The organism is Bombella intestini (genome assembly GCF_002003665.1).
GTDB lineage: Bacteria > Pseudomonadota > Alphaproteobacteria > Acetobacterales > Acetobacteraceae > Bombella > Bombella intestini.
This window is the reverse complement of record NZ_JATM01000004.1, coordinates 215685-242288: the sequence shown is the minus strand read 5'-3', so window position 1 is coordinate 242288 and position 26604 is coordinate 215685. Positions and strand designations below refer to the sequence as shown.

Here is a 26604-nt window from a genome sequence, read left to right as displayed (position 1 = left end):
CCGTTCTTTACACCCAGCCCGAAAGACCCGGCTAGCGAACGGGAACAATACTATAGTCTATGGGAAAACAGGGAGAAAACCCGGTCTTTCCTAATCCAGCTTACCGCCCTGTATGCCGTGTCTCGCTGACACGCCCACGTCTAAAAGCGTCAATCTCCACACGTCCTGCCTGAAACAGCTCCTGCATAACAGGAATGGACATGTTGGGATCGCACACACCGCACATGAAGATATCAACAGCGGCGAAATGACGTTCAGGCCATGTATGGATGGAAATATGGCTCTCGGCCAGCACCAGCACACCAGACACACCGCCATTAGGTGTGAAATGATGGAAATGACCATGAAGAATGGTCGCCCCGGCTGCCTCGGCAGCACGCCTTAAAGTAGCGTCGATCTGATCGGGGTCATCAAGATTTCTAGCGTTCCAGAAATCGATGAGAAGATGGTTCCCTGCGTAGGTAATACCATCACGCTTAATGAAAAAGTCCTTACAGTCCTCAAAGACCGTATCGATTGCCTCAGTGTTCTGGATATCTCTCGGAAGGTCCGATTCCATCCCCAGTCGAGCAAGTGCGTCCATAACGTACTCCTGAACCAGCAGATTGCCGCAGCCTTTCCCAATGAAGGAGCGGAAGCGTGACCTCTAAGGGAATATAACGTTTAACGCAACTCTATTCTGTACCTTTCGACAGTAAATGCCCAAATGTCGCCATAATAAAAATGGGGAGGAAAATCCTCCCCATTCGCAAATGGCTGTGAAAAAGACCTCAGTTGCGGGTCTTATCAACCAGCTTATTCTTGGCAATCCACGGCATCATCTCACGCAGCTTGGCGCCAACCTTTTCAATCTGGTGCTGTTCATCACGGGCACGGGAGGCCTTGAAGCCAACATTGCCAGATTGGTTTTCCAGAATGAAGTTACGCACGAAGGTGCCGTTCTGAATATCCTTCAGCACCTCACGCATGGCATCCTTGGCAGCCGGGGTCACAACGCGCGGACCGCTGACATATTCACCATACTCGGCCGTGTTGGAGATGGAGTAGTTAACGTTGGAGATGCCGCCTTCATACAGCAGGTCCACGATCAGCTTCATCTCATGCAGACACTCAAAGTAGGCCATTTCCGGCGCGTAGCCTGCTTCTACCAGCGTCTCGAAACCAGCCTTGATCAGCTCGATCGTACCACCGCACAGAACAGCCTGCTCACCGAACAGATCGGTTTCCACTTCCTCACGGAAGCTCGTCTCGATCACGCCGGCACGACCACCGCCAACAGCGGAGGCATAGGCCAGAGCCACATCCTTAGCATGGCCGGAAGCATCCTGATGCACGGCTACCAGGCAAGGCACACCGCCACCACGCTGATACTCAGAACGCACCGTATGACCCGGGCCCTTCGGAGCGATCAGGAACACATCCATATCTGCGGTCGGCTCGATCAGGCGGAAATGGATAGCCAGACCATGAGCGAACACCAGAGCTGTACCGGGCTTCAAGTTCGGGGCCAGCTGCTCCTTATACAGAGCGGCCTGGCCTTCATCCGGTGTCAGGATCATCACAACATCGGCCCAAGCGGCTGCTTCAGCAGGCGTCACAACACGGAAACCAGCAGCCTCTGCCTTGGCCTTGGCTTTGGACTCCGGACGCAGAGCAACCACGATGTCCTTCACACCACTGTCGCGCAGGTTATTGGCGTGGGCATGACCCTGACTGCCGTAACCAATGATGGCAACCTTCTTCTCACAGATCAGATTAATGTCTGCATCACGATCATAATAAACACGCATGGCTCTTACTCTTCCTCACTCAACAGGCACAGACCCTTAAATTGCCCTGCACCGACGGGAGATCACTCCCCAACACAAAACACTCAACCCCACTCCCCACACCCATAAGAGCACCGAGGAGCCGGAAAAACTCTAAGTTTAGACGAGATGTCTACCTTCTTCTGTCAACCGTGCCCCACCGAAAACACGCCCCGGCCCAAGAAGCATCTGGTCATGAGAGGAACCAGACGGGATCATCGGGAAGCATCCCTCTTCCTGCTCCACATGCACATCCAGCAGGACCGGCCCATCATGGTTCAGCATGGTATCGATAGCCTCATCCAGCCCACCTTTCGCATCGACCCGCAGACCACGAATACCGAACGATTCCGCCAATTTCACGAAATCCGGTAAGGCTGCGCTGTAGGAATGGGAGTAGCGGGACTCATAAACCAGCTCCTGCCACTGCCGCACCATGCCCATATACTGGTTGTTCAAGATGAAAATCTTCACCGGGAGGCGATACTGGGCAATCGTCCCCAGCTCCTGAATATTCATCAGGGTGGAGGCCTCACCGGCAATATCAATCACCAGTGCATCAGAATGGGCAATCTGGGCACCCACAGCGGCCGGCAACCCATATCCCATGGTTCCCAGCCCGCCTGACGTCAGCCAGTGATTGGGTTCATCAAAGCCAAAATGCTGAGCAGCCCACATTTGATGCTGGCCAACTTCGGTAGAGACAAAACAGTCCCGCCCCCCAGCTCTAACCTTCTCATACAGGCGATGAATAGCGTATTGCGGCTTGATACTGGCCGTAGCGGCCTCATCCTGCTCGAACCCAAAACCATTCACCGCCCGCCACTGGTCGATTTCCTTCCACCAGCCGGACAAGTCCGGTGCTGCCGCATCGCCCCAGCCTGCCAACAAGGCTTTCAGCGTGTCTTTCAGATCGCCCTGCAACATGACATCAACCTTCACGATCTTACCGAACTCGCGCGGGTCAATATCTGCCTGAATCTTGAAAGAATGAGGCGAGAAGCCATCAACACGGCCTGTCACCCGGTCATCAAACCGAGCACCCAGAGCGATCAACACATCACAGTCATGGGCGGCCATATTGGCTTCCACAGAACCGTGCATTCCCAGCATACCCAGAAAATGATCGCTGGAAGATGGATAAGCCCCCAGCCCCATCAGGGTAGATGTCACGGGAAAACCCGTCTTCTCTGCCAACTGCCGCAGCAGCTTTGCTGCTTCCAGCCCTGAGTTAACAACACCACCACCCACATAAAGCAGAGGCTTGCGCGCCTTCTTCATGGCCTCAACAGCACGGCTGATGGCCTGTGCATCTGGTGTCACTGCGGCTGCCTCTTCCTTCACCGCCGCAGGACGGGGAGGCAGAGGTGCTTTAGACGCTGTAATGTTCTTTGGAAGATCCACAAAAACCGGACCGGGACGACCAGACTGGGCCAGAGCGAAGGCATCCCGCAGGGTCGGGGCTAAAGCCGCCGCCTCACGCACCTGAACACTGGCCTTAGTAGCAGGCTTGGTGATGTTCACCATGTCTGCCTCTTGGAAAGCATCCGTACCGATCACCGACACGGGGACCTGCCCGGCCAGACAGACCAGCGGGATGGAATCCATCTTCGCATCCATCAGGCCTGTCACGGCATTTGTTGCGCCCGGGCCAGAGGTCACCAGCACCACACCAACCTTACCGGTGGAACGGGCATAGGCCTCAGCTGCATGAGTTGCTGCCTGCTCGTGCCGCACCAGAATATGACGGATCTTCTTCTGTTTGAAGAGTTCATCATAGATGGGAATGACAGCCCCACCCGGATAGCCAAAAATGACATCCACACCTTCTTCCTCGAGAACGCGCAGAATAACCTCGGCACCTGTTGCCATCATGGGGGCTGTCTCGCTGGCAGGCATGGCATCTGTCCTTTTGCCGATTAACGCAACGCTTCTGCTCTATCGCTCTGGAACGGGTCCGTCAATTCTGGATGATATGAAATATTCAATTTCCTGCATTTTTTTACTCGAAAAGAACTCTTTCATGCCAGTTCTTTGAAATATTATTTCGCCATCCCCTTCCCGACTCAACCTATGGTGGCGAAACCATGTCGCTTGTCGGCGGGTATAACGGCCAATGGCACGGGTTGCGGCCAGTCTGGCTTCTTCCATGCTGCTCTGCCCTGCCAGCACTTGCCCCAACTCCGGCACGCCATGAGCCCGCATAGCCGGAAGGCTGGGCGACAGGTTCTGCTCACGCAAAGCCGCTACTTCGTCCAACGCCCCTGCGTCCACCATAGCGTCAAAACGCTGGACAATGGCAGCCCGCAATTCATCCCGGGGAGGGTCCAGCTGCAGCGAAATGAAACGGTACGGTGCAGCTGGCAAGGTTTTATCTTCCCGCCACGAGGCTAGCCCCCGGCCTGTTCCTACGAAAACCTCCCACGCACGGCTTATTCTCTGGGAATCCTGCTTATGAAGCTGAGAGGCTGTCTGCGGGTCCGCCTGCATCAACTTTTCGTGTAGAGCCTCTGGGCCTATCTCTTCCAGCAAAGTGCGGGCCTGTTTTCGGGCTTCCTCTCCGGGGTCGGGCACTTCCACAAGGCCATCTGTCAATGCCCGAAGATACATGCCTGTTCCACCGCAGAGGATCGGCAACCGCCCAGCCTCACGACAAGCGGCCATTTCTGCCAGAACCTGTTCCCGCCACCACGCTACGCTACCAGGCGTAGCGGCGGGTAAAACGCCATACAGACGATGAGGAATAGCAGCTTCCTCTTCCTCACTAGGGCGGGCTGTGAGGATGCGCAGCTCCCTATAAACCTGCATGGAATCCGCATTAATGACCGTACCACAATACAGGTCTGCCAAATGAAAGGCCAAAGCCGACTTGCCCGAACAGGTCGGCCCCGCCACAATGAGGGCGTTTTCAGAAGAGTTCATACACTTATTCTGCCATATCTTCTGATCTTTTAGCGAGAGATGTCATGTCCCTTCCCTGTGTTCTGACTCTTGTTGCCAATCGCCGCCATGGGACTCTTCCCAAAGAGGCGATCGACATTGCCCGCACTCTTGTCAAAGGTGAACCGCCGGTCGTTCTGTCCGAAGGTGAAGCCGTTGACATTTTCTGCCCGCCTCCCGGCCCCGGTGATGCCACGCCTGCAACAATCCGTGCTGCTCTGGCTCCTTACAAAGTCGATGCCATTCTCACCAAGACCCGTGGCCGCCGCAAAGCCGTGCTTGTGTCCGACATGGACAGCACCATCTTTGATGGTGAAACACTGGACGATCTGGCCAAGGCAACGGGCACGGGTGACTATGTAGCCGAAATCACCAAACGTGCCATGAATGGCGAGATGGAATTTGATGAATCCCTCCGCAAGCGCACCATCGGCCTTAAGGGCCACCCTGAATCCCTGCTGAAGGACGTTCTGGCGCACCTTCCCTTCACGGACGGCATCAAGGAACTGGTGCATACCATGAAGGCTAATGGCGCACGCACGGCCCTCATCTCTGGTGGGTTTGACTGGTTCACCGAACGGGCTGCCAAGACGCTCGGTTTTGATGAGCACTACGGCAATCAGCTTGAGATCAAGGATGGCATCATCACCGGTCAGCTGATTGGTGACATTCTCGGCCCGGATGCCAAGAAAGAACATCTGGAAACCATCTGTGCCGAGCGAGGCGTTAAGCTCTCTGCCAGCCTGACAACGGGTGATGGTGCAAACGACATCCCCATGCTCAAGGCGGCTGGCCTTGGTATTGCTTACCACGCCAAGCCGAATGTGCGGCAGGTGATTGAGCAGCAGGTCAACTTTACCGGGATGCGGACACACCTCTTCGCACAAGGTTATAAGGCTTCCGACATCGTAAGCGACTAATAGACCGTCCCATTGTCTCGTGTCTTCCGCCTTAGGCCGAGGGCACGGGGCCCAAGCCTGCCACCCTTAAAAGTGGCGGGCTTTTTTTGTCCCTTGCTTTTTCGCACGGATATGACCGCCCAGACGCTCCAGCGTTTCTTTCAGCTCGTCATCCTCAATACCGCTTACGGGAATTGGGGGGGCATTCTTCCATTTTTTCTGGGGAGGACGAGACGGCTTACGTTGGACGGGCCGATCCTGCACCAGCTTTATATATTGCAAGGCTTCATCCCCATAGAGGCCATAAGCCGTATTGATATTGGCCAGAATACGGGGAGCTGCATATTGCATTTCTACCGCCGCCGGACCGCAACAGCGTATGGTCAATACACCCGGCCTTAGGCGGCATGGCTCACTCACTTCCGCTAGCGTAGGGCCAACCAGCGTATCCCACTCCATAAGCAACCGGACATAAAGCGGCGATTTTTTCCGAAAAATGGGTTTTGTCAGCGAGGGTAGAAATGCCCCGATCATACGGGCTGTGCCCCGGCGTCGTTCAGTCCACCCCTTGTCGTCCGTTTTCCACCCTTGCCCGGAAGCCGATGAACGGGCGGGGCTTTTTCTGCTGGTCTCGTCTGCCATAGGTCCCATTCCATCATGCTGCATATACAGCCTTCATACCATCATCCCCGGGATGGACGGAAACAGTTCAACACCTTCCCCTTGCCCTGACCTCTTTTCTTCGTCATAGACACCGGCGTGACACCTGATGCTTCCCTTCTTCTCCACTGGTATGACCGCCATCGCCGCACACTACCTTGGCGTGCAGCACCCGGCCAACAGGCTGACCCGTATCACGTATGGCTCAGTGAAATCATGCTTCAGCAGACTGTCGTGCAGACGGTCATTCCTTATTACGAGCGTTTTCTAAGCCACTTTCCAACGGTCGGTGCTCTGGCAGAAGCTCCGCTGGATGAGGTTCTCCAGCTTTGGGCCGGCCTAGGTTATTATGCCCGCGCACGGAACCTCCATGCCTGCGCCCAGGCCGTCCATCAGTTGGGAGCCTTTCCCCGTACAGTTGAGGACCTACAGAAACTCCCCGGCATCGGGGCCTATACCTCCCGAGCCATTGCAGCCATTGCCTTTAATATTCCCACCGTCCCGGTCGATGGTAATGTGGAGCGCATCACAGCACGGCTTAATGCCGTGGAAGACCCTCTGCCTGCATCCCGCCCTCTGCTAGCCCGACTAGCTAGCCATTTGAATGATGACCCAGCAGCGCAAGCCCGCCCCTCTGATTTTGCGCAGGCTCTGTTCGATCTCGGAGCGAGCCTCTGCTCTCCCCGGTCTCCTTCCTGCCTGACCTGCCCGTGGCGGGAGTGCTGCCTTGCCAAGGCCCGCAACATGGCTGAAGCCCTGCCCGCACGACAGAAGAAAAAGCCTCGCCCTACACGGCACGCCATTCTCTTCCGTATCATTAATTCAGAAGGAAACGTCCTGCTCCGCTCACGTCCGCCGGAGGGATTACTAGGGGGAACGGATGAACTTCCCGGCACGCCGTGGTCTGAAGAACGCTTTACACCATCTCCGGCACAATTAGCGGAAACGGCCTTTACCCAGTGCGCGCCCATACAAGCACAGTGGGAGGATTGTGGAGAGGTAAAACACATCTTCAGCCATTTTACATTGTTAATCCGTGTCTATGGCTGCACCCTTCCTGAGAAGAGCAACTACCCGATTGACCCGACACATGGCCGATTTCGTCCACTTAAAAAAGCCATTCTCTCTAGCGTGATGAAAAAATGTCTGCTGGTCGGGCAGCACCATAAACCCGTGGCGGGCTAACTGTTTCACATGGAACATTGACCACAAAAAAATGGAGGCCGGAAACCGGCCCCCATCAAGGTCTTATGCGTGAACGAAAGTAACTGAAAAATCAGGCCAGCTTTTTAACCAGACCAGCCACATGCTCCCCAAGGAAATGTGCGCCTGCCCGTTCGGTCTCGCTTGGCTGGCGGGAGCCATCACCATTAGCAATGGTCGTAGCACCATACGGAGCACCGCCGACAATCTCATCATTCCGCATCTGCCCCTGGAAGCTGTAGGGCAGACCGCTAATGACCATACCATGATGCAGCAGATTGGACATCAGAGAGTAAAGCGTTGTTTCCTGACCACCATGCTGGGTAGCCGAGGAGGTAAATACAGCACCAACCTTACCGATCAACTTACCATTGGCCCAAAGACCACCGGTCTGATCCCAGAAATTAGCCATCTGTGCTGGCAGACGCCCAAAACGGGTCGGAGCGCCTACAATGATGCCATCATACTCAGCAAGTTCAGCCGGGGTGGCGATCGGAGCTTCCTGCTCCAACTTGAAATGATTTGCTTTGGCGGCCTCTTCCGGAACCAGCTCCGGCACACGTTTTACAACGGCTTCCACGCCCGCAGCACGCACACCCTCAGCAACACTACGAGCCATAGTCTCTACATGGCCATAAGACGAATAATACAGCACGAGAATCTTAGACATAGTAACCATCCCTTCCGGTCAGCCCCCTCACTTAGCGGAGGCATTAACTAGCTTCAGGGATACCGTGCCCTCCGGGACTTGAATATGACAGAATAAGAAAGAAAGCCTTTCAGTTTTTGAAGGAACCATACCGGCACTATCCTGATTTCCCCCCTTAAACAGGTAGTCGCCATGACGGCGCTTCAAACTGCCTGACCAAATAATCCATCAGCAGGCTTACCCTTTGGGGCCGCAGTTTATTGCCTGTTGTAACAAGATAGAGCGCAATATCCTCTGCCCCCCATGCTGGCATCATTTCTTCCAACCGCCCCTCCTTAAGGGCGTCGCTCACTATGAAATCCGGTAACAACCCAAAGCCCAAACCAGCCTCCAGTGCAGGGAGAAAGCCCTCGCCATTATCGGACTGAAACCGTGCCGACTGAGAAAGCGTATAACTTTCCCCTGTCTGTCGTTCGGTCAATCTAATGACCCCGCATGTATCCCCGTTGACGTAAACAAAGCTCTTCCTGCCTTCCAACTCTCGCGGGTGGGACGGACGACCAAGACGATTCAAATACTCTGGCGAGGCCACAAGAATACGCCGTACCGTACATATTCTACGAGCCTTAAGGGCCGAGTCAGAAAGTGTGGCGATCCGTATCGCCAGGTCGTACCCTTCCAACACAAGGTCAGCCAACGTGTCCGTAAAACTGACAAACACATCAATCTCCGGGTAGGCTTCCAGAAAAGAAGGCAAAACAGCCGCTACATACCTAAGGCCAAAAGTAGTAGGCACTGTCATGCGGATCAGTCCAGAAGGCTGGATGCCCCCGCCCCTGACTTCATTCTCGGCCAGTTCTGCTTCCAGAAACATGCGGTTTGCCCGCTCTAGCGCACGCTGGCCTACCTGCGTAATGGACATATGCCGAGAGTTGCGGCTGAACAGCGCAGCTCCAAGAGATTCCTCCAGACGACTCACCGCTTTGGAAACAGTCGGCGGTGAGAGTTGAAGCTCTTTAGCAGCCTGAGAAAAAGAGCCACGCTCTGCCACCTTGGCAAAAATTGCCCAAGCCTCGAAATCCGGCAACTTCATTTTCTACCCCCTTTGCGTTTGCCTGAAGTGGGCTAAGACAACCCGGCTCCTCACCATACTATAAAATATGGCAACAATGCCTTTCTTTCATTTCCCTATGAAACAGTAGGACCATTCCTACATGCTTAGCCATCTTCGACAACAGCAGGTTTCATACCATGATTGATATCCGCCCTTTCGCCCAACTCGGCCATGCTGATCATGGCTGGCTGGATGCACGTCATCATTTCTCTTTTGCTCATTACTTTGACCCAAACCGTATGGGCTGGGGTCGTTTGCGTGTCTGGAATGATGACACCATCGCCCCTAACACAGGGTTTGATACTCACCCCCATAAGGATATGGAGATCATCACCTATGTTCGCCGTGGGGCCATTACGCACCGAGACAGCCTCGGCAACACAGGCAGGACCGAAGCCGGGGATGTGCAAGTTATGTCCGCAGGGACAGGTATCTTCCACAGTGAATACAACCTCGAACCCATCCCCACGCAGATATTTCAGATATGGATCACTCCGACAGAAAAAGGTCATAAGCCTTCATGGGCGACAAGACGTTTCCCCAAACAAGAGACAACAGGCCAATTCACCATTTTGGCCTCCGGCTATGCGGATGATAAAGGAGCTCTGCCCATCCATACCGAAGCCCGTGTTCTGGGACTAACTCTCCAAAAAGGGCAGCGCTCCCACTACACACCCGCCAAAGGTCGGATGCTATATCTCGTTCTCGCATCCGGTAGTCTTCTTTTAAACGGACAGCACGTTACCACACGCAGCGGTGCTGCCATCAGCGAGGAAGAAGCCATCACGCTTGAGGCATTGGACGACACAGAAATAGTTCTGGTTGACACAATTCCCTGATCAAGCAAGCTCCCTGCCTGAAAAAACGGCCAAACCTCTGGAATGTTTCCCGTGGAACATATAAGCCTGTAGGCGATCTTGTCAGGGAGCTGCCTTTTTCATGAACATCCATCAGACTGATCACGAACCACCCGCATCTCCTCCCCCTCCCCTATGGCTATTGGATACAACGGGGCAGATGCTTGGTCATGATACCCTCAATGACAGGGTTGTCCGCCAACTATTCGACACCAGAATAGTACCGGGATTGAGTCTCCATCTCGAAGCCCCCCTGCCGCAGAAAAACCAAGACAATTCCTCCGTCAGGGCGCATTTCCGGAAACAGGTTTCTCTCCCCTTTCCTCTGCCGGACGTGGATGTCATTCCTATCATGCCGAACATCATTGCCTTACGTTGTTCGGAAGATATTCAAAACTGGGTTGGCATCGGGCCGGAAATGAATGAGGTCCATTTCGATGCTTCTCTCATCACAGAGAATGATGTTTTCCTGCCACTAACAGCCGAAGCTCTGTTCGGGTTAGCCATGATGTTTGACCGGGAACTAGCCACTATTCAAACTCATGACGGGACCGTCCTTGGCCCAGCCTTCTTCCTGCCAAATAGCCCCCACCAACTGACATTGGGGGATGTTACGTTCCATCTAGCAGAGCATCTGGATACACTCACCCAGCTTGGCCGACTTTTGCCAGAACAGGAACTCTCCCTCTCTTTTGGTCAAATGCACGATTTCACAGCTCGCCGGATAGGCTGAGCCGAGCATAACCCACAAAAAAGGTCCTCCGGGAATGGTTACCCAGAGGACCTTTTTTATATCCCTCCTCCGAAAAACCGGAAGGTGGATTTAAAAGCCTATCAGCCCTTCAGTGCCTTGCGGACACCTTCAGCATAAGCAGGGTCGATCTTCTCGAAGAGGCCCAGCTGACGGTCGATGATGTTCTGCGGCACACCGGCCATAGCACCAGCGATGTTGTTATACAGACGCTGCTTCTGCGCATCATCGAACAGATTATACAGAGCACGAGGCTGTGCGAAATCATCGCCATCGCTACGGTGATCGTAATATGTGGCGTCCCCGCTTACACGCAGCGGCGGTTCCATCGCAGCCTTGTCTTCCACCGGGCCACCGAAGGAATTCGGCTCGTAGTAATCACCATCCCCACGCTTCGGCGCATCAAAGCGCATCGCACCATCCAGATGATAGTTCTTCACTGCAATCTTCGGACGGTTGATCGGCAGGGATTCATAATGCGTACCGACACGATAGCGGTGAGCATCCGCATAAGCGAAGATACGGCCCTGAAGCATCTTGTCCGGTGAGAACCCAATACCCGGCACGATATTGGACGGAGAGAAGGAAGCCTGCTCAACCTCGGAGAAATAATCATCCGGGTTACGGTTTAGCTCCAGCTCACCAACTTCGATCAGCGGATAGTCCTTGTGTGACCAAACCTTGGTCACGTCAAACGGGTTGAAGTTGACGCGCTCGGCCTCTTCCTCTTCCATCACCTGAATGTAGAACGTCCATTTGGGGAAGTTCCCCTTCTCGATGTTCTCGTACAGGTCTTCCTGAGTGGATTCACGGTTCCCGGCAACAACCTGAGCAGCTTCTTCGTTCGTGTAGAACTCATGGCCCTGCTGTGTCTTGAAGTGGAACTTCACCCAGAAGCGTTCACCCTTGGCATTCCACAGAGAATAGGTATGGCTGCCATAACCGTTCATGTTCCGGATACCCTTGGGGATACCACGGTCAGACATCAGGATGGTGACCTGATGCAGGCTCTCCGGGCTGAGGGACCAGAAATCCCATGCAGCGGTAGCGGAACGCATGTTGGTGCGGGGATGACGCTTCTGCGTGTGGATGAAGTCCGGGAACTTGATAGGATCACGAATGAAGAACACCGGCGTGTTGTTCCCCACCAAGTCCCAGTTACCATCATCGGTATAGAACTTCAGTGCCCAACCACGTACGTCACGCTCGGCATCGGCAGCACCACGCTCACCAGCCACAGTGGAAGCACGCAGGAACATATCCGTCTTCTTCCCAACCTTGGAGAAGATGGACGCACAACTGTACTTTGTGATGTCCTTGGTGATGGTCAGCGTCCCATGAGCACCATAGCCTTTTGCATGAACAGTACGCTCAGGGATACGCTCACGATTCTGATGAGCGAGCTTCTCAATCAGCTGATAGTTTTCCAGCAGCAGCGGACCACGAGGACCGGCGGACTTGCTGTCCTGGTTGCTCACCCATGGGGCGCCGGCGGTCGTGCGGATGATGTTCTTATCAGACATGTAAGGACTCCTACCTTTAATCTGACTATGGACGTTAGGTAATACCAACCGAAAAGGGAAAATGATTGATCCTGTTTCTCTAATAAACAGTCCTAATCCAGTCCGATATCAACCTTCACCTCGGGAGGGTAAGTAGCTTTTCAGACAATGTCCATCCCCTTCACTTTTAAAAAAATGATATTTTATTTGATTAATGTCATTGAACAGAGACATCAGCTTGATTGATGAGAATGAGAAGCAATAAAGCAACTGCGTTTATTTCAGTTATTATCAAGACCAGTCATATCCTGTATTCATTCCAGTCATTATGGTTCATTCTGTCAGAACAGGCGGGCCATCTTCATGAAAATGAATGTCACAGCCATGGCGGCAACACACAGGCCACCAGCAAAAATGGTTCCCAATCCACCAGATGCTAGAAACATGCCTCCCGTATTCATGCCAAAGAACCCTGTAACCAGAGTGGCCGGCAGCATAAGGGTCGTCACGATCGACACGATGCAGAGCCGGCGGTTAGTTTCTTCTGCCTGACTGGAGGCTAGCTCATCCTGCAAGGACCGTGCCCGGTCCTGAAGAGCGATCAAATCGTCCAGCGCAGCATGTATCTGCCGTTCGGCACGGTCCCGCAGGTCATCTTCAGCCCATTCTGGCAGTTCTAGGTCTTCATCCCGCAGAACACGGTCAATTGGCATGACCACGCGCCGCAATTCAGTTGAACGACGCCGAACCTTACCGACAATACCACCCAAATGACCAAGGTCTGACCCGTGGACGATAGCTAACAACACATCTTCTGCCCGATCTAACTCGTCATCAAGCTGCGCGAGCTGCCGCCGCACCGTGCCCGTAAAATCCCGCAGGACACGATCGATCACCCCAGCCGGATTGCGTGGCACGCCCTGTGTCTGGAGAGAACGGTAGGCCGATCCTAATACAGGAATGGGGGTCCGCCGTGTCGTGATCAGAATATTTTGCCGCATAGCAAAACGCCAAGCACAGATTTCCCGGTCTTCTTCTGCCAGAGCATCATCAAAAGCTGGGAGAGCCCCCCATACCGTATCATCGGCGGCCTCAAGGGCAATGCCGTAATCCGTCTCCGCCAGCATAGCGCCTACGTCCTCTGGCATACCCGGCAGACGGCCTACATAGGTACGGGCAGAACTATGCACCGTATCGAAATGCAGCCAACACCAGCCATTTTCCCCGGATGCGGCCTCATAGCCTTCCTCGCTGGGAGACTGAAGAATACGCTGCACCTCTTCGGCTTCTAGCGGTGTAATACCCTGCCCCGGCACGGCACGAACCGCCCAGACAAGCCCTTTGATCCGGGCCATAGGGTGAGCTTCCTTCAGAGAAGGGTCCAGCACTGTAAACGGAAAATTTGGAGCAGTATTGTCGGGCACAGCCACCCCCCATTACAGTTTTCCTGCCCGGACTGAAGGCGGCCGGACATCCCTTTTATCGGGAAAAGCCAAAGTTCCAGGCATATGAATACCGCCCGTTCTCTGGCACGTTGCCCGATAGGACGCAATATGGATGACACTATTTTGTAACGGAAAACTGTTGGTCCGTTCTTCTTTCCAGCCTCACAGCAAGGCTCTATAGTTTCCTAGTGCAGGAACCGCACAAAGGCCTTGCCTGCCTGCGGTTCCGTCCATGATGATCAACTGCCTAAAACTAAGGAAACATATATGGCTACGCAGGACTACAAGGTTCGTGACATGTCCCTGGCCGACTGGGGCCGTAAGGAAATCTCCATCGCTGAGGGTGAAATGCCGGGCCTGATGGCCCTCCGTAAGGAATATGGCACAAGCCAGCCGCTGAAGGGCGCACGGATTGCCGGCTGCCTGCACATGACCATCCAGACCGCCGTGCTGATCGAAACGCTGATCGCCCTCGGTGCTACGGTCCGTTGGTCCTCCTGTAACGTATTCTCCACACAGGATCAGGCTGCCGCTGCCATTGCTGCCGCTAACATTCCCGTTTTTGCTTGGAAGGGCATGAACGAGGAAGAATTCATCTGGTGTATTGAGCAGACCATCCAGGGGCCGGATGGCTGGACACCGAACATGATCCTCGATGATGGCGGGGACCTGACCACTCTCATGCATGAGAAATACCCTGAACTCCTCAAGGAAGTGCGTGGCATCTCCGAAGAGACCACAACGGGTGTGCATCGTCTTTGGGACATGGAGCGCAAAGGCACACTCAAAGTTCCAGCCATCAACGTTAATGACAGTGTGACCAAGTCCAAGTTCGACAACCTCTATGGCTGCCGTGAGAGCCTTGTGGACGCTATCCGCCGTGGCACTGATGTCATGATGGCTGGCAAGGTTGCCGTTGTGGCTGGCTATGGTGACGTGGGTAAGGGTTCCGCCGCATCTCTCCGCAGCGCAGGTTGCCGCGTGCTGGTGACAGAGGTTGACCCAATCTGCGCCCTTCAAGCCGCTATGGAAGGCTATGAGGTCGTCACGATGGAGAACGCCGCTCCCCGTGGCGACATCTTCGTGACCTGCACCGGTAACGAGGACATCATCACCATCGAGCATATGCGTGAGATGAAGGACCGGGCCATTGTTTGCAATATCGGGCATTTCGATAGTGAGATTCAGGTTTCTGCCCTGCGCAACCACAAATGGACCAACATCAAGCCGCAGGTTGATGAGATTGAGCTGGCCCCGAACCGCCGCCTCATCCTTCTTTCCGAGGGCCGTCTGGTCAATCTGGGCAATGCTACCGGTCATCCGTCCTTCGTGATGTCCGCTTCCTTCACCAACCAGACACTGGCCCAGATCGAACTCTGGAATGCAAAAGCAGGCCAGTATGAGGCAGGAAAAGTTTATACCCTGCCGAAAATCCTTGATGAAAAGGTTGCGGCTCTCCATCTTGCTAAAGTGGGCGCAACGCTCTCCAAAATGACACAGGCTCAGGCGGATTATATTGGGGTTTCCCCTAACGGGCCGTTCAAACACGACCTGTACCGTTACTGATCTTTTCTGTCATGCTCCCTGCTGCCGCTCCCGGTGGCAGGGTCATACCGACCAGTCATTCCTGTTTCAGGGAAGGAATATATCATGGGTCTCTTTAACGATATCGTTTCCAAAGTTTCTAGCTTTGCAACAAGCCTGTTCGGCTCTTCTGCCCAGGCAGCAGATACGGCACAGCCAGCCGCTGCCTCAGCAGCTCCCTCCATCTCACAGGTAGATGTTGATGCCGTTCTGAAGGAACTGGCCGCCAAAGCAGGCCAGCCGCTGAACTACAAGGAATCCATTGTCGATCTGCTCAAGCTTCTGGGCCTCGACAGCTCCCTGCAGGCCCGTCAGGCTCTGGCTGATGATCTGCATTATACCGGGGATAAGAACGATACAGCCACGATGAATGTTTGGCTGATCAAGCAGGTTTACACCGAGCTGGCCAACAATGGCGGCAAGATTCCTGCTGGTTGGGGGCACTGATCCCCACTTTCTGCTCAGTATCCCTGCACTGAACAGATGAAAAACCCCCTCCATCCGATCAAGATGGAGGGGGTTTTCTTTATTGTGGCTGGAAATCAGATATCCAACAGCAGGCGACGAGGGTCTTCGATCAGTTCCTTAAGCCGCACAAGGAAGCTGACAGCTTCTCGCCCATCTACAAGACGATGATCATAGGATAGCGCCACATACATCATAGGCCGGATGACAACCTGTCCATCTCGTGCCACGGGCCGATCCTGAATGGCATGCATCCCCAGCACGCCGGATTGTGGCGCATTCAGAATGGGGGTTGATAGCAATGAACCGAAAATACCGCCATTGGTGATAGTAAAGCTACCGCCTTCCAGCTCCTTCAGCGCAAGCCCTCCCTTGCGGGCTCGCTTGCCATAATCGGCAATGCGGCGTTCCAACTCGGCAAAGCCTAAGGTCTCCGCTTTTCGCAGAACTGGAACAACCAGCCCACGCTCTGTTCCTACGGCAATACCCAGATTGACATGATCCTGATAAACGATCTCATTACCCTCGATCCGGGCATTCAGCACCGGAAAATCCTTCAGAGCTCCCACAACAGCCCGAGCAAAGAAGGACATAAAGCCTAGTCGGGCTCCATCATGCTTCTTCTCGAATAGATCGCGATACTGGCTACGCAGTGCCTTAACAGCGCTCATATCAACTTCATTGAACGTTGTTAGAATAGCTGCGTTATTCTGAGCCGCCTTGAGATTGCGCGCAATGGTCTGGCGCAGGCGGCTCATAGGCACACGCCGTTCTCCTGTTCCGTCTTCGGTCGGGAGAGATTCAGGTGTATCAGATAACGCCGGTGCCGCATGCGTAACGGAGCCACCAGTCACCACAGGTCGATCGGCTTCGCCAGATGTCGCCGATCCATGGTCAGTCACGTTCTGCTCTACATCCGCCTCTTGAGGAGCTTGTGGTTTGGTCTGCTCCACCACAGGGGGGGTAGCCTGATCATCTACTGAGGCAATGACCTGCCCTACTTCAACATCGGTGCCTTCTGGCAGATCATGGCTCAATGCCCCGGCTGCAGGAGATGCCACATCCAATGTGACCTTGTCCGTCTCCAGTTCCATGACAGCTTCACCAGCCTGTACATACTCACCAGACTGCCTAAGCCAACGCATTACGGTTGCCTGTTTCAGGCTTTCACCAAGCACAGGGACTTTAATTTCAACCGTCATCGTGACTCCTGCCATTCCAGAACTTGAAAAATGGACCCAATCTCCCACCTCCCGGAAGAGACCCAGTCTCTCATTAGCCTTATATCTCCCTATGAGGCTATAGGGTAAAGCCTTCTCTTTATCTTTTCACTCTATCCAGCAGGAAACAATTCATGGCACGCCCCTTGCCCAGCTTTCTTCAATCAGATCATCTATCCGCCCGAACACGCACTGCTCTGCTCAAAAGAATGGAACAGGAACAAGGCCAGCGAGAACATCTGTCTTCAGAGGCATTTCAGCTCCTTGAGCTAGTCTGTGATGACATTCTCCCACAAGCTCCCCTTTTAGGGGATGTACATCTCAATCTGGCTGTCATGATTGACCATACTCTCGCCGGGCCGGGAGATGGATGGCGTTTTGCTGATCTTCCGACAGACCTTACCGCATGGGAAGAGGGTCTTACCTCTTTGAACCTCTATGCGCAGGCTCTGTTCCAGCAGAATTACCCCACTCTTAGCCCGGAACAACGTGGTACAATCTTGGATAAGGCTTTTGATGGTTCATTGCCTGATGTCCCTTCAGCCCCTTTTTCTGCAGCGCAAATGGCTCTCTGGAGTGGTGATCTCCGCAACCAAATCGTTGCTGCGTTTCTGGCGCATCCTATTGCACAAGAACAACTGGGCATATCATCCAATTTGACCGGTGGAGATAAGGAAATTCAAGGGTTTTCTAGTGAATCTCTTACCAAAAGAGAGGCATTTGAGCCCAAAAATGAGCGCCATTTTTTAGAACTGTCATAAGGGGGTCTTTCAGGGCTTTTCCGCCTGTGTAAGGGGTACGGAAAAGACTGTCGTAGGGGGATAATACTGTCTTATTTTTCAATGCTACAGGTTAGACTGAAGCTAGGTTGAGGGATGAAACATCCGATCAACACAACAAATAAGATTATAAATCTAAGAGTTAGATGTTGTTGAAGAACCTTGTGGAAATCGGGGTACCCGGCTTTCGAAAAATGTACCCCAGTTTACTAACACTGTGTACAACCTCTGGAAGTCAGGCAGAGCAAGGGCTTCAGAATGTTATCCTTCTTTTTCCACAGCAGGGCTGTGTACAATCCCCGTTTTATAAGGGGGTACAGTACCGTCCCCAGTACTCGGTACCTCTTTCGCCTTAGGCAGTACTGTCCCCATGTACCCCAGTACAAACATCTTTAATCCATAAGTTGATGGAAACCGTTGCATGATGCAGGAAACACATAACGATTTTTCACAGGAAACCGCCGATGTTGTGGTCATTGGTACTGGTGCGGGTGGTGCGCCACTTATTGCCCGGCTTGCCATGGCCGGGCGTAAAGTTGTGGCGCTAGAAGCTGGGCCATCTTTTAATGCCCGATCCCATACGCCGGATGAGCCAACTGCACAGGAATTGTACTGGCTGCATGAGCGTCTTTCTGGTGGTGGTACACCTCAGGCTTTTGGTGGCAATAATAGTGGAACGGGGATTGGTGGCTCCCTCCTGCACTATGGAGCGTTTCTTCCTCGCATGGATCCTCGAGACTACAAGCTATACAGCGAGAGCGGAAAAGGTGTGGATTGGCCTTTCGGTGCTGAGGAGCTTCAACCTTACGTGGAAGAAGTGGAGCGTTTCATCGGCGTGAGCGGCCCTGCTCATTATCCTTGGGATAAAAGCCGCCATTATGCTTATCCTCCGGCTGCACCTAACCGGGCGGCTCTGAAGATGCGTCAGGCCTGTGATAATATTGGCCTGCGTCATGCGGATGGTCCTCTGGCTGTAGTAACAAAAGATCGTGATCAGCCTCATTTTGGTCGCCGTGGAGGCTGTGTGAATTGTGGTGCGTGTCATCAGGGATGCCGGAACGGGGCAAAATCCGGCGCAGATAATACGTATTTGCCGTTAGCTTGTGCGTATGGGGCAGAGTTGCGGGCCGGGTGCATGGCAACCGGTTTTGAAAGGGACAGCCAAGGGCGCATTACGGCGGTTATTTATATTCGCAATGGGCGGGAAGAACGGCAGAAATGTAAGGCTGTCGTGCTGTCCGCTGGGGCTGTGGAAACGGCACGTTTGCTTCTGAATAATGGCCTCGCAAACAGTTCCGGGCAGGTAGGCCGTAATTACATGACGCACGTTTCCACACAGGTTTGGGGTGTGTTTGATGAAGAAACACGTCCCAATAAGGGGTATCCGTCCTTGACGATCTCTGAGGATATGTTGCGGCCAAAGGATGCTGACTTTGCCGGGGGGTATTTGTTGCAGTCTCTGGGTATGATGCCTCTAACATGGGCTGCTAACCTCGTGCGGGCGGATGGACGCCGTGGTGATGCATTGAGCAAGACATTGGCAGCCTATAATTACAGCGCAGGGATTGGGATGCATGGCGAGAGCCTGCCACGAGATGAGAACCGTGTGACCCTCTCTGATGAGAAAGACGCTTTTGGCCTGCCCAAACCACGGATCGACCATACATATGGCCCTAATGAGGAAGCCATGCACCGTCATGCCTCCCGCTTGATGGTAAAGATGTGGGAGTCCATTGGGGCGAAGGATATCCGTGTTATCAGCCGTGCGGCCCATATGATCGGGACGTGCCGGATGGGAACAGACGCTGGGGAAGCGGTGGTAAACCCGTATGGGCGTAGTTTTGACATCGATAATCTGTGGATCAGCGACCATTCTACCTTCCCAAGTTCTGGTGCGGCCAACCCGGCACTGACAATCATGGCCCTTGCTCTGCGCACGGCGGATGCCATGCTGAAGGTGGTCTAAGAGGCCGACTTTGCCTTAGTGGGGGCCGCTTGACAGTGCGGCCCTCTTTCACCTAGGAAGAAAGCCGACCTGATGGTGGCGGCGTCCTGCTTTGCCTTCCGGGTCGTCTCCTTCGCACCGGAAGGCAGTTCTGCCTGCCCCTAAGGTCTGGCATGCTCCGTGGCGCATGGTCCGCCATGCGGGACCGTGCGGGTATCCGGCCTATATCTGGTTGTTGTTTCTCCCGATTATTACCCCACCGGGGCATATCAAGGCGCATCATTTCATGCATCTCGCCGAACTGAAGAAGAAATCCCCTGCTGATCTGCTGGCTTTTGCTGAAGAGCTGGAGGTCGAAAATGCATCATCCCTGCGTAAACAGGATATGATGTTTGCCATCCTCAAGACTCTTGCTGAGCGTGAACAGGCCATTTACGGCGAAGGAACGCTCGAGATTCTACCGGATGGCTTCGGCTTTCTCCGTAGCCCAGAAGCCAATTATCTGCCTGGCCCGGATGATATTTATGTATCTCCGGCTCAGGTGCGGCGTTTTGCCCTGCGCCCCGGCGATACGGTGGAAGGTGAGATCCGTGCCCCTCGGGACGGGGAACGTTATTTTGCGCTTCAGAAGGTCAATACGATCAATTTTGAAGCACCGGAACAGGTCCGTGCCCGCATCAATTTTGATAACCTGACCCCCCTTTTCCCCGAGCGGCGCCTCCGTATGGAAACCGAACCAACAGGGGAAAGCGGTGCTGCTCCGGCTCCTGCCAAGGGTAAGGGCCGTGATCGTAAGGACCAGAAGGATTACACCTCTCGGGTGATTGATCTGGTCTCCCCCATCGGCATGGGCCAGCGTGCTTTGATCGTGGCACCGCCGAGAACGGGTAAGACGGTGATGCTTCAGAGCATTGCAGCTTCCATTTCTGCTAATCATCCAGATGTATTTCTCATCGTGTTGCTGATTGATGAGCGGCCAGAGGAAGTAACGGACATGGCTCGGTCTGTCCGTGGTGAGGTTGTGTCCTCCACATTTGATGAGCCAGCACATCGCCATGTGCAGGTGACAGAGATGGTGCTGGAAAAGGCAAAACGTCTCGTTGAGCATAAGCGTGACGTGGTCATCCTGCTGGATTCCATCACTCGTCTGGCCCGTGCCTACAACACGGTCGTGCCATCATCCGGCAAGGTGTTGACCGGTGGTGTGGATGCTAATGCCCTCCAGCGGCCGAAGCGCTTCTTCGGTGCGGCGCGTAATATCGAGGAAGGTGGCTCCTTGACGATCATCGCTACGGCCCTGATTGATACAGGTTCCCGCATGGATGAAGTCATCTTCGAAGAGTTCAAGGGGACGGGTAACTCCGAACTTATGCTCGACCGTAAACTGGCAGATAAGCGGACCTTCCCGGCTATCGACATCACCAAGTCCGGCACCCGTAAGGAAGAGCTGCTGGTGGATCGGGCGTCCCTCTCCAAGATGTGGGTCCTACGCCGCATCCTTGCCCCGATGGGCACAATGGATGCCATGGACTTCCTGTTGGATAAGCTGCGTTACAGCAAGACCAATCAGGATTTCTTCGATGCGATGAACAACTGAAATTTCGTTCAGTTTGTTGGGCAATTAGAGAAAAGGGCAGAGCCATTTAATGACTCTGCCCTTTTCTCTATTTAATTATCTAACGGGAGTAAGCCGTTTCAGTCGGAGGCTGCTTCATGTTCCAGCTCTAGCAGGAAAGCCTTGCTGTCTGTGCCTTCAAATCCACTATAATCACCATAGCTCTTGCCATGTGAGGGCAGGACACGATGGCAAGGAACGAGGATGAGCAATGGATTCCGGGCTACGGCCTGACCGATGGATTGCGGACTCCCGCCGACAGTTTTGGCCAAATCGGCATAAGTGCGAGTCTGACCGTGGGGAATAGCACGGAGAGCTGCCCAGACACGTTCTTGGTAGGCCGTGCCATCAAGCATCAACGGAATAGACTGGAAGTCCACCGCTTCACCGTCAAAATAATCTTGCATCATGTCCCGCACCTTCAGCAGGAGGGGCGTTTCGCTTTGGTCCCGGCCCCAGCCTTCATCAAGGGAGACGATTTGCCCCTCTTCTTCGCTGAGGGTTAGGGCACCGAGGGGAGAATGGAAAGAAAGCTGTGGCATGAAAATAAGGCTGCCCGTTTTGCTGGGGGGCGTCAATTCTTTCTTCGGGCCGCTGCTTTTCCCGTCTGAGTGCTGTATGAAAGGTGCATGACACCATCCAGTACATCCACTTATACTATTTTTGCCGTGGCAACTGGCCCGGTGCAGGGGGCTATTGCCGTCATGCGGGTTAGTGGGCCAGACAGTGCCGCCCTGCTGAAAGCCCTTTGCGGGATAGTGCCTGCGCCCCGACATGCTAGCTTACGGGCTTTGAGGCATGAAGGTGACGTGCTGGATCATGCTCTTGTCCTCTGGCTGCCGGGGCCACGCTCCTACACGGGAGAAGACAGTTTCGAGCTGCATCTTCATGCAGGTCCAGCCATTGTAGAAGCCGTGGCACAGGCACTTGTGTCGCTTGGTGCCCGCCCTGCTGAACCGGGGGAATTTACCCGGCGGGCTGTGCAGGCGGGCCGGATGGACTTGCTGCAGGCTGAGGCCATAGCGGACCTGATAGAGGCTGACACGCAGGCCCAGCGTCATCAGGCTCTGCGTCAGGCCGATGGGGCATTGAGCCAGCTTTATATGGGTTGGGCTACCCGGTTGCGGCAGATTCTGGCCCAGCAGGAGGCTTTGATCGACTTCCCGGATGAGGAGCTTCCCTCGGAGGTGGAAGAAGCTCTTCTGGGTGATTGCCGCGCCCTAGGTGAGGAGATGCAGGCTCATCTTGCTGATGAGCGGGGTGAGATCGTCCGTGATGGTCTGAAGATCGTTCTGGCCGGGGCACCGAATGTTGGCAAATCCAGCCTATTAAATGCGTTGAGCGGGCAGGATGCCGCCATTGTTACGCAAAAGGCGGGCACCACCCGGGACGCCATTGCTGTCGATTGGATGATTGAAGGTATCCGTGTTCGGCTTATTGATACGGCGGGCGTGCGAGAAACGGATGATGAAATTGAGGCGGAAGGTATCCGCCGGACCATGCGGCACGTTAAGGATGCAGACTTGCTCTTTCATCTCGTTGGGCCGGATGATGACACGCCCTTGCTGGCGGAGCATGCCATAAAGCTGCGGACAAAGACGGACCTTGTCCCGGCACAGGCGGGCGAGCTCGGCATTCATACAAAGGATGAAGCAGGGTTAGCCCCTTTGCGGGAGTGGCTAAAGGCTCACCTAGCTCGTCTCATGGCTCAGCGTGGCACGCCACCTTTGACCCGTGCCCGTCATCGAGCCGGATTGAAGGAAGCGCAGGAGCATCTGACATGTGCGTTGGAAGCCCCATGGCCGGAGGTTCGTGGTGAGGAGCTGCGACTAGCTATGCAGGCTCTCGGACGGCTGACGGGACATGTGGATGTCGAAGCCTTGCTTGATACGATTTTCGGCCAGTTCTGTATAGGAAAGTGACGTTACCTCAATGAGTACATCACCTACGCATATTTATGATGTCATCGTGGTGGGGGGCGGTCATGCCGGGACAGAAGCCGCCGCCGCCGCCGCTCGTTTCGGTGCCCGAACCTTGTTGTTGACGCACAAGCTGGACACTGTGGGGAGCATGTCGTGCAATCCGGCTATTGGTGGCATTGGTAAAGGCCATCTTGTGCGGGAGATTGATGCGTTTGATGGCCTTATGGGCAAAGCGGCAGACCGGGCCGGGATTCATTTCAAGCTACTGAATCGCTCCAAAGGGCCAGCGGTGCATGGGCCACGGGCGCAGGCGGATCGCTCGCTGTATCGGGCGGCTATTCAGGAGCTTCTAGCTACCACACCCAACCTGACCATGCTGGCCGGAGCAGTAGGCGACTTGATTGTTGAGCAAGGGCATGTCCGGGGTGTGATCTGTGAGGATGGTCAGCGTTTCTCTGCTGGGGCTGTCGTGCTGACGAGTGGCACCTTTTTGCGGGGTGTGATCCATACGGGGCGGGTTAGTCAGCCAGCCGGACGTATTGGTGATGCCCCTGCCACGCAGCTAGGGTCGCGGCTGGAAGCTCTGGGGCTAAAAATGGGCCGCCTAAAAACTGGCACCCCGCCCCGTCTGGCCCGTGATAGCATCAACTGGGAAGCCTTGCCCGCCGATGAGGGCGATGCTGAGCCGGAAGCCTTTAGCACGCTGACAACTTCGCTACCCAATAAGCAGATTGTTTGCCGCATCACGCAGACAACGCCGCAGACGCATAAGATCATTGAAGATAACCTGCATCTTTCGGCCATGTATGGCGGTGAGATCACCGGACGGGGACCCCGTTACTGCCCGTCCATTGAGGATAAGATCGTCCGTTTTGCAGGACGGGACAGTCATCAGGTGTTCTTGGAGCCAGAGGCACTACCGGGCAATCCGGGCGGAGAGTTGGTCTATCCCAACGGCATCAGCACATCCTTACCCGCCGATGTACAGGCGCAGATGATCGCTTCTATGCCGGGGCTGGAGACAGCCCGCATCGTCACTCCCGGCTATGCCGTAGAATATGATTATGTTGACCCACGGGAACTACGCCCGTCTCTGGAGCTGCGGGCCTTGCCCGGTCTGTATCTTGCCGGGCAGATCAATGGGACGACTGGTTATGAGGAGGCTGGCGCACAGGGGCTTTTGGCCGGGCTGAATGCGGCTCGTGCTGTAGGAGGTAAGGAGCCGCTGACGCTGGGGCGTGAGGAATCTTATCTCGGCGTGTTGATTGATGACCTGACCTTGCACGGCATCAGCGAACCTTATCGCATGTTCACGTCACGGGCAGAATATCGTCTGCTGTTGCGGGCTGATAATGCTGATCTGCGTCTCACTCCCAAGGCTATTGAAGCGGGTTGTGTTGGGCCAGAACGTGAAGCAGCATTCCGGAACACCGTGCGCCAGATTGATGAGGCGATGGAAGAAGCCCGGAAACCGGCCTTCCTACCCCAACACTTGCGGGAGCATGGCATTGAGGTTTCGCAGGATGGGCGGCGGCGCAGCCTGCTGGATGTGCTGGCCACACAGGCTGATGAGGCCCAAATCGCTAGCCTTGCCCCGTGGTTTGCCGCTTTGCCGGTCCGTATTGGGCGGCATGTGCAGACAGAGGCCCGTTATGGTGGGTATCTGCGCAGGCAGGAGCGGGAGATTCAGCAGTTGAAAAGTGAAGCTGCACTGCGCTTGCCGGATGATCTGGATTATGGGGCAATCGGGGGGCTGAGTCAGGAAATGCAAGAGCGGTTGAGTGCCGCCCGTCCTGCTGATTTTGCCGCTGCGGGGCGTGTCCGGGGTGTGACCCCGGCGGCTCTTGTTGCTCTGCTTGCTTATGTCAGGAGCCGTACATGATGACGCATGTTTCACATGAAACAGAAAAGAAGCTCGCTCACTTTGCCAGCTTGCTGACCTGTTGGAATGAGAAGATCAATCTCGTTAGCCCAAAGGATATTGCTCATCTGCGCCAGCGTCATATTGAGGACAGCCTCCAGCTTGTCCCCCATATTGCCGCCGGTGCCCGGATAACAGACCTTGGCTCTGGTGGTGGGTTTCCTGGCTTAATCGTGGCGATTGCCACGGATAACCCGGTCACGCTGATTGAATCTGATCAGCGCAAATGTGCTTTTCTGCGGGAGGCTGCCCGGGAATGTGGTGCCCGGGTTACCGTGCTGGCAAAACGGATTGAACAGGCGGATGTTGAGCCGGCAGACATTGTAACTGCCCGTGCGCTAGCTCCCCTACCCCAGCTGCTCGACTGGGCACGCCCCCTGCTGAAGGAAGAAGGTTATTGTCTCTTCCTCAAGGGAAGAAAAGCATCAGATGAGTTGACCAGTGCCCGCTCCGACTGGCACATGACATATGAAACCCTTCCCAGTCGAACAGACCCTGACGGGGCCCTTCTCAGGATCAGTGATTTCAGACGTGTCTAAAGCTGCCTCACACACTCCGCACATTATCGCTATTGCCAACCAGAAGGGGGGTGTCGGCAAAACGACCACCAGCCTGAATCTGGCGGCGGCTCTGGCACGGCATAAGCGTGTCTTGCTGGTGGACCTAGACCCGCAAGGGAATGCGTCTACCGGCCTCGGGCTGGAATATGATGAGCGTGGCCGTGGGACTTATGGTGCCCTGCTGGAGGATGCTCCTTCTGAGACACTCCTGCGCTCTAGCGTTGTGCCAAAGCTGGATGTCATGCCCGCTAATGGCGACCTAGCTGGTGCCGAGCTGGAGATGATTGATCAGGACCGCCGGGAATACCGGCTGCGGGACGCCCTGCAACCGTTGCTAAGCCGTTATGATATTATTCTGATCGACTGCCCGCCTAGCCTTGGATTGTTGACCCTCAATGCGCTTGTTGTGGCTCAGAGCGTGCTAGTGCCGCTGCAATGTGAGTTTTTCGCTCTGGAAGGGATTAGCCAGTTGGTTCGTTCCATCGAGCGGGTGCGTCTAGCCTTTAATGCAGACTTGCATCTGGAAGGGATCGTGCTGACGATGTTCGATACCCGTAACAATTTGTCTGCTCTGGTTGCAGAAGATGCACGGGGTTTCTTTGGGGATCAGGTTTTTAAAACGATGATTCCTCGTAATATTCGTATTTCCGAGGCGCAGAGTCATGGCCGTCCCGTCATGGATTATGCCCGCAGCTCTACTGGGGCATTGGCCTATGAGGCTCTGGGAGCTGAGCTGTTGAAACGGCTGAAGAAGAAAGGCTGAGC

The 26604-nt window shown here is 54.6% G+C and carries 24 protein-coding genes; 13 read left to right on the top strand and 11 right to left on the bottom strand.

The features are described from left to right. Positions 1-100: 100 nt before the first annotated feature. From speD to miaA, 4 genes are all read right to left on the bottom strand, one after another. Positions 101-583, bottom strand: coding sequence for an adenosylmethionine decarboxylase (gene speD, locus AL01_RS07600; RefSeq protein WP_077396886.1), 483 nt, complete (start codon positions 581-583; stop codon positions 101-103). Between the two features lie 187 nt (positions 584-770). Continuing rightward, positions 771-1790 carry a ketol-acid reductoisomerase gene (gene ilvC / locus AL01_RS07595; RefSeq protein ID WP_077396884.1) on the bottom strand — a complete coding sequence of 340 codons (1020 nt, stop codon included), beginning with the start codon at positions 1788-1790 and terminating at the stop codon, positions 771-773. Between the two features lie 138 nt (positions 1791-1928). Continuing rightward, a complete protein-coding gene (gene ilvB / locus AL01_RS07590) occupies positions 1929-3707 on the bottom strand; it encodes a biosynthetic-type acetolactate synthase large subunit (protein WP_077396882.1) in 1779 nt (592 codons plus the stop codon). Positions 3708-3746: 39 nt separating this feature from the next. After that, positions 3747-4730, bottom strand: a complete 984-nt coding sequence (gene miaA, locus AL01_RS07585; protein ID WP_077396880.1) for a tRNA (adenosine(37)-N6)-dimethylallyltransferase MiaA — start codon at positions 4728-4730, stop codon at positions 3747-3749. A 44-nt stretch (positions 4731-4774) separates the two neighbouring features. Here miaA and serB point away from each other — a divergent pair, with 44 nt between their 5' ends. Continuing rightward, positions 4775-5668, top strand: a complete 894-nt coding sequence (gene serB / locus AL01_RS07580) for a phosphoserine phosphatase SerB (RefSeq protein WP_077396878.1) — start codon at positions 4775-4777, stop codon at positions 5666-5668. 66 nt (positions 5669-5734) lie between these two features. Here the strand turns inward: serB and AL01_RS07575 are convergent, their stop codons facing one another. Continuing rightward, a complete protein-coding gene (locus tag AL01_RS07575) occupies positions 5735-6289 on the bottom strand; it encodes a DUF721 domain-containing protein (protein ID WP_158075954.1) in 555 nt (184 codons plus the stop codon). Positions 6290-6406: 117 nt separating this feature from the next. Between AL01_RS07575 and AL01_RS07570 the strand changes: the two genes are divergently transcribed. After that, positions 6407-7492 carry an A/G-specific adenine glycosylase gene (locus tag AL01_RS07570; RefSeq protein WP_077396874.1) on the top strand — a complete coding sequence of 362 codons (1086 nt, stop codon included), beginning with the start codon at positions 6407-6409 and terminating at the stop codon, positions 7490-7492. A 91-nt stretch (positions 7493-7583) separates the two neighbouring features. Here AL01_RS07570 and wrbA read toward each other — a convergent pair whose 3' ends face one another. Together wrbA and AL01_RS07560 are read right to left on the bottom strand one after the other, a co-directional pair. After that, on the bottom strand, positions 7584-8180 hold the full coding sequence (gene wrbA / locus AL01_RS07565) for an NAD(P)H:quinone oxidoreductase (RefSeq protein ID WP_077396872.1): 597 nt from the start codon (positions 8178-8180) through the stop codon (positions 7584-7586). Positions 8181-8334: 154 nt separating this feature from the next. Further along, positions 8335-9252: a LysR family transcriptional regulator gene (locus tag AL01_RS07560; protein WP_077396870.1), complete on the bottom strand. Its 918-nt coding sequence runs from the start codon at positions 9250-9252 to the stop codon at positions 8335-8337. Between the two features lie 158 nt (positions 9253-9410). Between AL01_RS07560 and AL01_RS07555 the strand changes: the two genes are divergently transcribed. Both AL01_RS07555 and AL01_RS07550 read left to right on the top strand, forming a co-directional pair. Next, on the top strand, positions 9411-10112 hold the full coding sequence (locus AL01_RS07555) for a pirin family protein (RefSeq protein ID WP_077396867.1): 702 nt from the start codon (positions 9411-9413) through the stop codon (positions 10110-10112). Positions 10113-10212: 100 nt separating this feature from the next. After that, the gene (locus AL01_RS07550; RefSeq protein WP_077396866.1) at positions 10213-10863 is read left to right on the top strand and encodes a hypothetical protein; all 651 of its coding nucleotides are present in this window, start codon (positions 10213-10215) and stop codon (positions 10861-10863) included. Positions 10864-10964: 101 nt separating this feature from the next. Here AL01_RS07550 and AL01_RS07545 read toward each other — a convergent pair whose 3' ends face one another. Together AL01_RS07545 and AL01_RS07540 are read right to left on the bottom strand one after the other, a co-directional pair. Then, positions 10965-12404 carry a catalase gene (locus AL01_RS07545; RefSeq protein WP_077396864.1) on the bottom strand — a complete coding sequence of 480 codons (1440 nt, stop codon included), beginning with the start codon at positions 12402-12404 and terminating at the stop codon, positions 10965-10967. 320 nt (positions 12405-12724) lie between these two features. Further along, positions 12725-13807: a CorA family divalent cation transporter gene (locus AL01_RS07540; RefSeq protein ID WP_077396995.1), complete on the bottom strand. Its 1083-nt coding sequence runs from the start codon at positions 13805-13807 to the stop codon at positions 12725-12727. A gap of 288 nt (positions 13808-14095) precedes the next feature. On the opposite strand from AL01_RS07540, the gene ahcY reads away from it, so the two are divergent. Further along, positions 14096-15394: an adenosylhomocysteinase gene (gene ahcY / locus AL01_RS07535; RefSeq protein ID WP_077396994.1), complete on the top strand. Its 1299-nt coding sequence runs from the start codon at positions 14096-14098 to the stop codon at positions 15392-15394. Positions 15395-15478: 84 nt separating this feature from the next. Further along, the gene (locus AL01_RS07530; protein ID WP_077396863.1) at positions 15479-15859 is read left to right on the top strand and encodes a DUF3597 domain-containing protein; all 381 of its coding nucleotides are present in this window, start codon (positions 15479-15481) and stop codon (positions 15857-15859) included. Positions 15860-15954: 95 nt separating this feature from the next. Here AL01_RS07530 and sucB read toward each other — a convergent pair whose 3' ends face one another. After that, positions 15955-17079 (bottom strand): dihydrolipoyllysine-residue succinyltransferase, encoded by a 1125-nt coding sequence (sucB, locus tag AL01_RS07525; protein ID WP_077396861.1) that lies wholly within the window; start codon positions 17077-17079, stop codon positions 15955-15957. A 152-nt stretch (positions 17080-17231) separates the two neighbouring features. Between sucB and AL01_RS07520 the strand changes: the two genes are divergently transcribed. From AL01_RS07520 to rho, 3 genes are all read left to right on the top strand, one after another. Next, a complete protein-coding gene (locus AL01_RS07520; RefSeq protein WP_077396859.1) occupies positions 17232-17858 on the top strand; it encodes a gluconate 2-dehydrogenase subunit 3 family protein in 627 nt (208 codons plus the stop codon). Between the two features lie 439 nt (positions 17859-18297). Continuing rightward, positions 18298-19842 carry a GMC family oxidoreductase gene (locus AL01_RS07515; protein ID WP_241502764.1) on the top strand — a complete coding sequence of 515 codons (1545 nt, stop codon included), beginning with the start codon at positions 18298-18300 and terminating at the stop codon, positions 19840-19842. Positions 19843-20107: 265 nt separating this feature from the next. Then, positions 20108-21418, top strand: a complete 1311-nt coding sequence (rho, locus tag AL01_RS07510; protein WP_077396992.1) for a transcription termination factor Rho — start codon at positions 20108-20110, stop codon at positions 21416-21418. Between the two features lie 98 nt (positions 21419-21516). Here rho and AL01_RS07505 read toward each other — a convergent pair whose 3' ends face one another. Next, positions 21517-21978, bottom strand: a complete 462-nt coding sequence (locus AL01_RS07505; RefSeq protein ID WP_077396991.1) for a methylated-DNA--[protein]-cysteine S-methyltransferase — start codon at positions 21976-21978, stop codon at positions 21517-21519. Between the two features lie 87 nt (positions 21979-22065). On the opposite strand from AL01_RS07505, the gene mnmE reads away from it, so the two are divergent. Genes mnmE through AL01_RS07485 form a run of 4 tightly spaced genes read left to right on the top strand, consistent with a single transcriptional unit; the run spans position 22066 to position 26602 of the window. Next, positions 22066-23358: a tRNA uridine-5-carboxymethylaminomethyl(34) synthesis GTPase MnmE gene (gene mnmE / locus AL01_RS07500; protein ID WP_077396857.1), complete on the top strand. Its 1293-nt coding sequence runs from the start codon at positions 22066-22068 to the stop codon at positions 23356-23358. 10 nt (positions 23359-23368) lie between these two features. Next, the gene (mnmG, locus tag AL01_RS07495) at positions 23369-25240 is read left to right on the top strand and encodes a tRNA uridine-5-carboxymethylaminomethyl(34) synthesis enzyme MnmG (protein ID WP_077396855.1); all 1872 of its coding nucleotides are present in this window, start codon (positions 23369-23371) and stop codon (positions 25238-25240) included. Next, complete coding sequence (gene rsmG, locus AL01_RS07490; protein ID WP_077396990.1) at positions 25240-25818, top strand: 16S rRNA (guanine(527)-N(7))-methyltransferase RsmG; 579 nt, start codon at positions 25240-25242, stop codon at positions 25816-25818. Before mnmG ends, rsmG begins: the two co-directional genes overlap by 1 nt. Continuing rightward, entirely contained in the window at positions 25802-26602 is an 801-nt protein-coding gene (locus tag AL01_RS07485) for a ParA family protein (RefSeq protein WP_408735442.1), read from the top strand. Before rsmG ends, AL01_RS07485 begins: the two co-directional genes overlap by 17 nt. The last annotated feature ends 2 nt before the right edge of the window (positions 26603-26604 follow it).

Excerpts from the sequence above, each read along its gene's own strand:
- AL01_RS07575 (WP_158075954.1), bottom strand. The coding sequence starts at position 6,289 with ATGGCAGACGAGACCAGCAGAAAAAGCCCCGCCCGTTCATCGGCTTCC.
- miaA (WP_077396880.1), bottom strand. The coding sequence starts at position 4,730 with ATGAACTCTTCTGAAAACGCCCTCATTGTGGCGGGGCCGACCTGTTCG.
- mnmG (WP_077396855.1), top strand. The coding sequence starts at position 23,369 with ATGAGTACATCACCTACGCATATTTATGATGTCATCGTGGTGGGGGGC.
- AL01_RS07545 (WP_077396864.1), bottom strand. The coding sequence starts at position 12,404 with ATGTCTGATAAGAACATCATCCGCACGACCGCCGGCGCCCCATGGGTG.
- AL01_RS07550 (WP_077396866.1), top strand. The coding sequence starts at position 10,213 with ATGAACATCCATCAGACTGATCACGAACCACCCGCATCTCCTCCCCCT.
- mnmE (WP_077396857.1), top strand. The coding sequence starts at position 22,066 with ATGACACCATCCAGTACATCCACTTATACTATTTTTGCCGTGGCAACT.
- rsmG (WP_077396990.1), top strand. The coding sequence starts at position 25,240 with ATGACGCATGTTTCACATGAAACAGAAAAGAAGCTCGCTCACTTTGCC.
- ahcY (WP_077396994.1), top strand. The coding sequence starts at position 14,096 with ATGGCTACGCAGGACTACAAGGTTCGTGACATGTCCCTGGCCGACTGG.
- ilvC (WP_077396884.1), bottom strand. The coding sequence starts at position 1,790 with ATGCGTGTTTATTATGATCGTGATGCAGACATTAATCTGATCTGTGAG.
- AL01_RS07515 (WP_241502764.1), top strand. The coding sequence starts at position 18,298 with ATGATGCAGGAAACACATAACGATTTTTCACAGGAAACCGCCGATGTT.
- ilvB (WP_077396882.1), bottom strand. The coding sequence starts at position 3,707 with ATGCCTGCCAGCGAGACAGCCCCCATGATGGCAACAGGTGCCGAGGTT.
- AL01_RS07560 (WP_077396870.1), bottom strand. The coding sequence starts at position 9,252 with ATGAAGTTGCCGGATTTCGAGGCTTGGGCAATTTTTGCCAAGGTGGCA.
- wrbA (WP_077396872.1), bottom strand. The coding sequence starts at position 8,180 with ATGTCTAAGATTCTCGTGCTGTATTATTCGTCTTATGGCCATGTAGAG.
- rho (WP_077396992.1), top strand. The coding sequence starts at position 20,108 with ATGCATCTCGCCGAACTGAAGAAGAAATCCCCTGCTGATCTGCTGGCT.
- AL01_RS07555 (WP_077396867.1), top strand. The coding sequence starts at position 9,411 with ATGATTGATATCCGCCCTTTCGCCCAACTCGGCCATGCTGATCATGGC.
- AL01_RS07530 (WP_077396863.1), top strand. The coding sequence starts at position 15,479 with ATGGGTCTCTTTAACGATATCGTTTCCAAAGTTTCTAGCTTTGCAACA.
- serB (WP_077396878.1), top strand. The coding sequence starts at position 4,775 with ATGTCCCTTCCCTGTGTTCTGACTCTTGTTGCCAATCGCCGCCATGGG.
- AL01_RS07520 (WP_077396859.1), top strand. The coding sequence starts at position 17,232 with ATGGCACGCCCCTTGCCCAGCTTTCTTCAATCAGATCATCTATCCGCC.
- AL01_RS07505 (WP_077396991.1), bottom strand. The coding sequence starts at position 21,978 with ATGCCACAGCTTTCTTTCCATTCTCCCCTCGGTGCCCTAACCCTCAGC.
- speD (WP_077396886.1), bottom strand. The coding sequence starts at position 583 with ATGGACGCACTTGCTCGACTGGGGATGGAATCGGACCTTCCGAGAGAT.
- sucB (WP_077396861.1), bottom strand. The coding sequence starts at position 17,079 with ATGACGGTTGAAATTAAAGTCCCTGTGCTTGGTGAAAGCCTGAAACAG.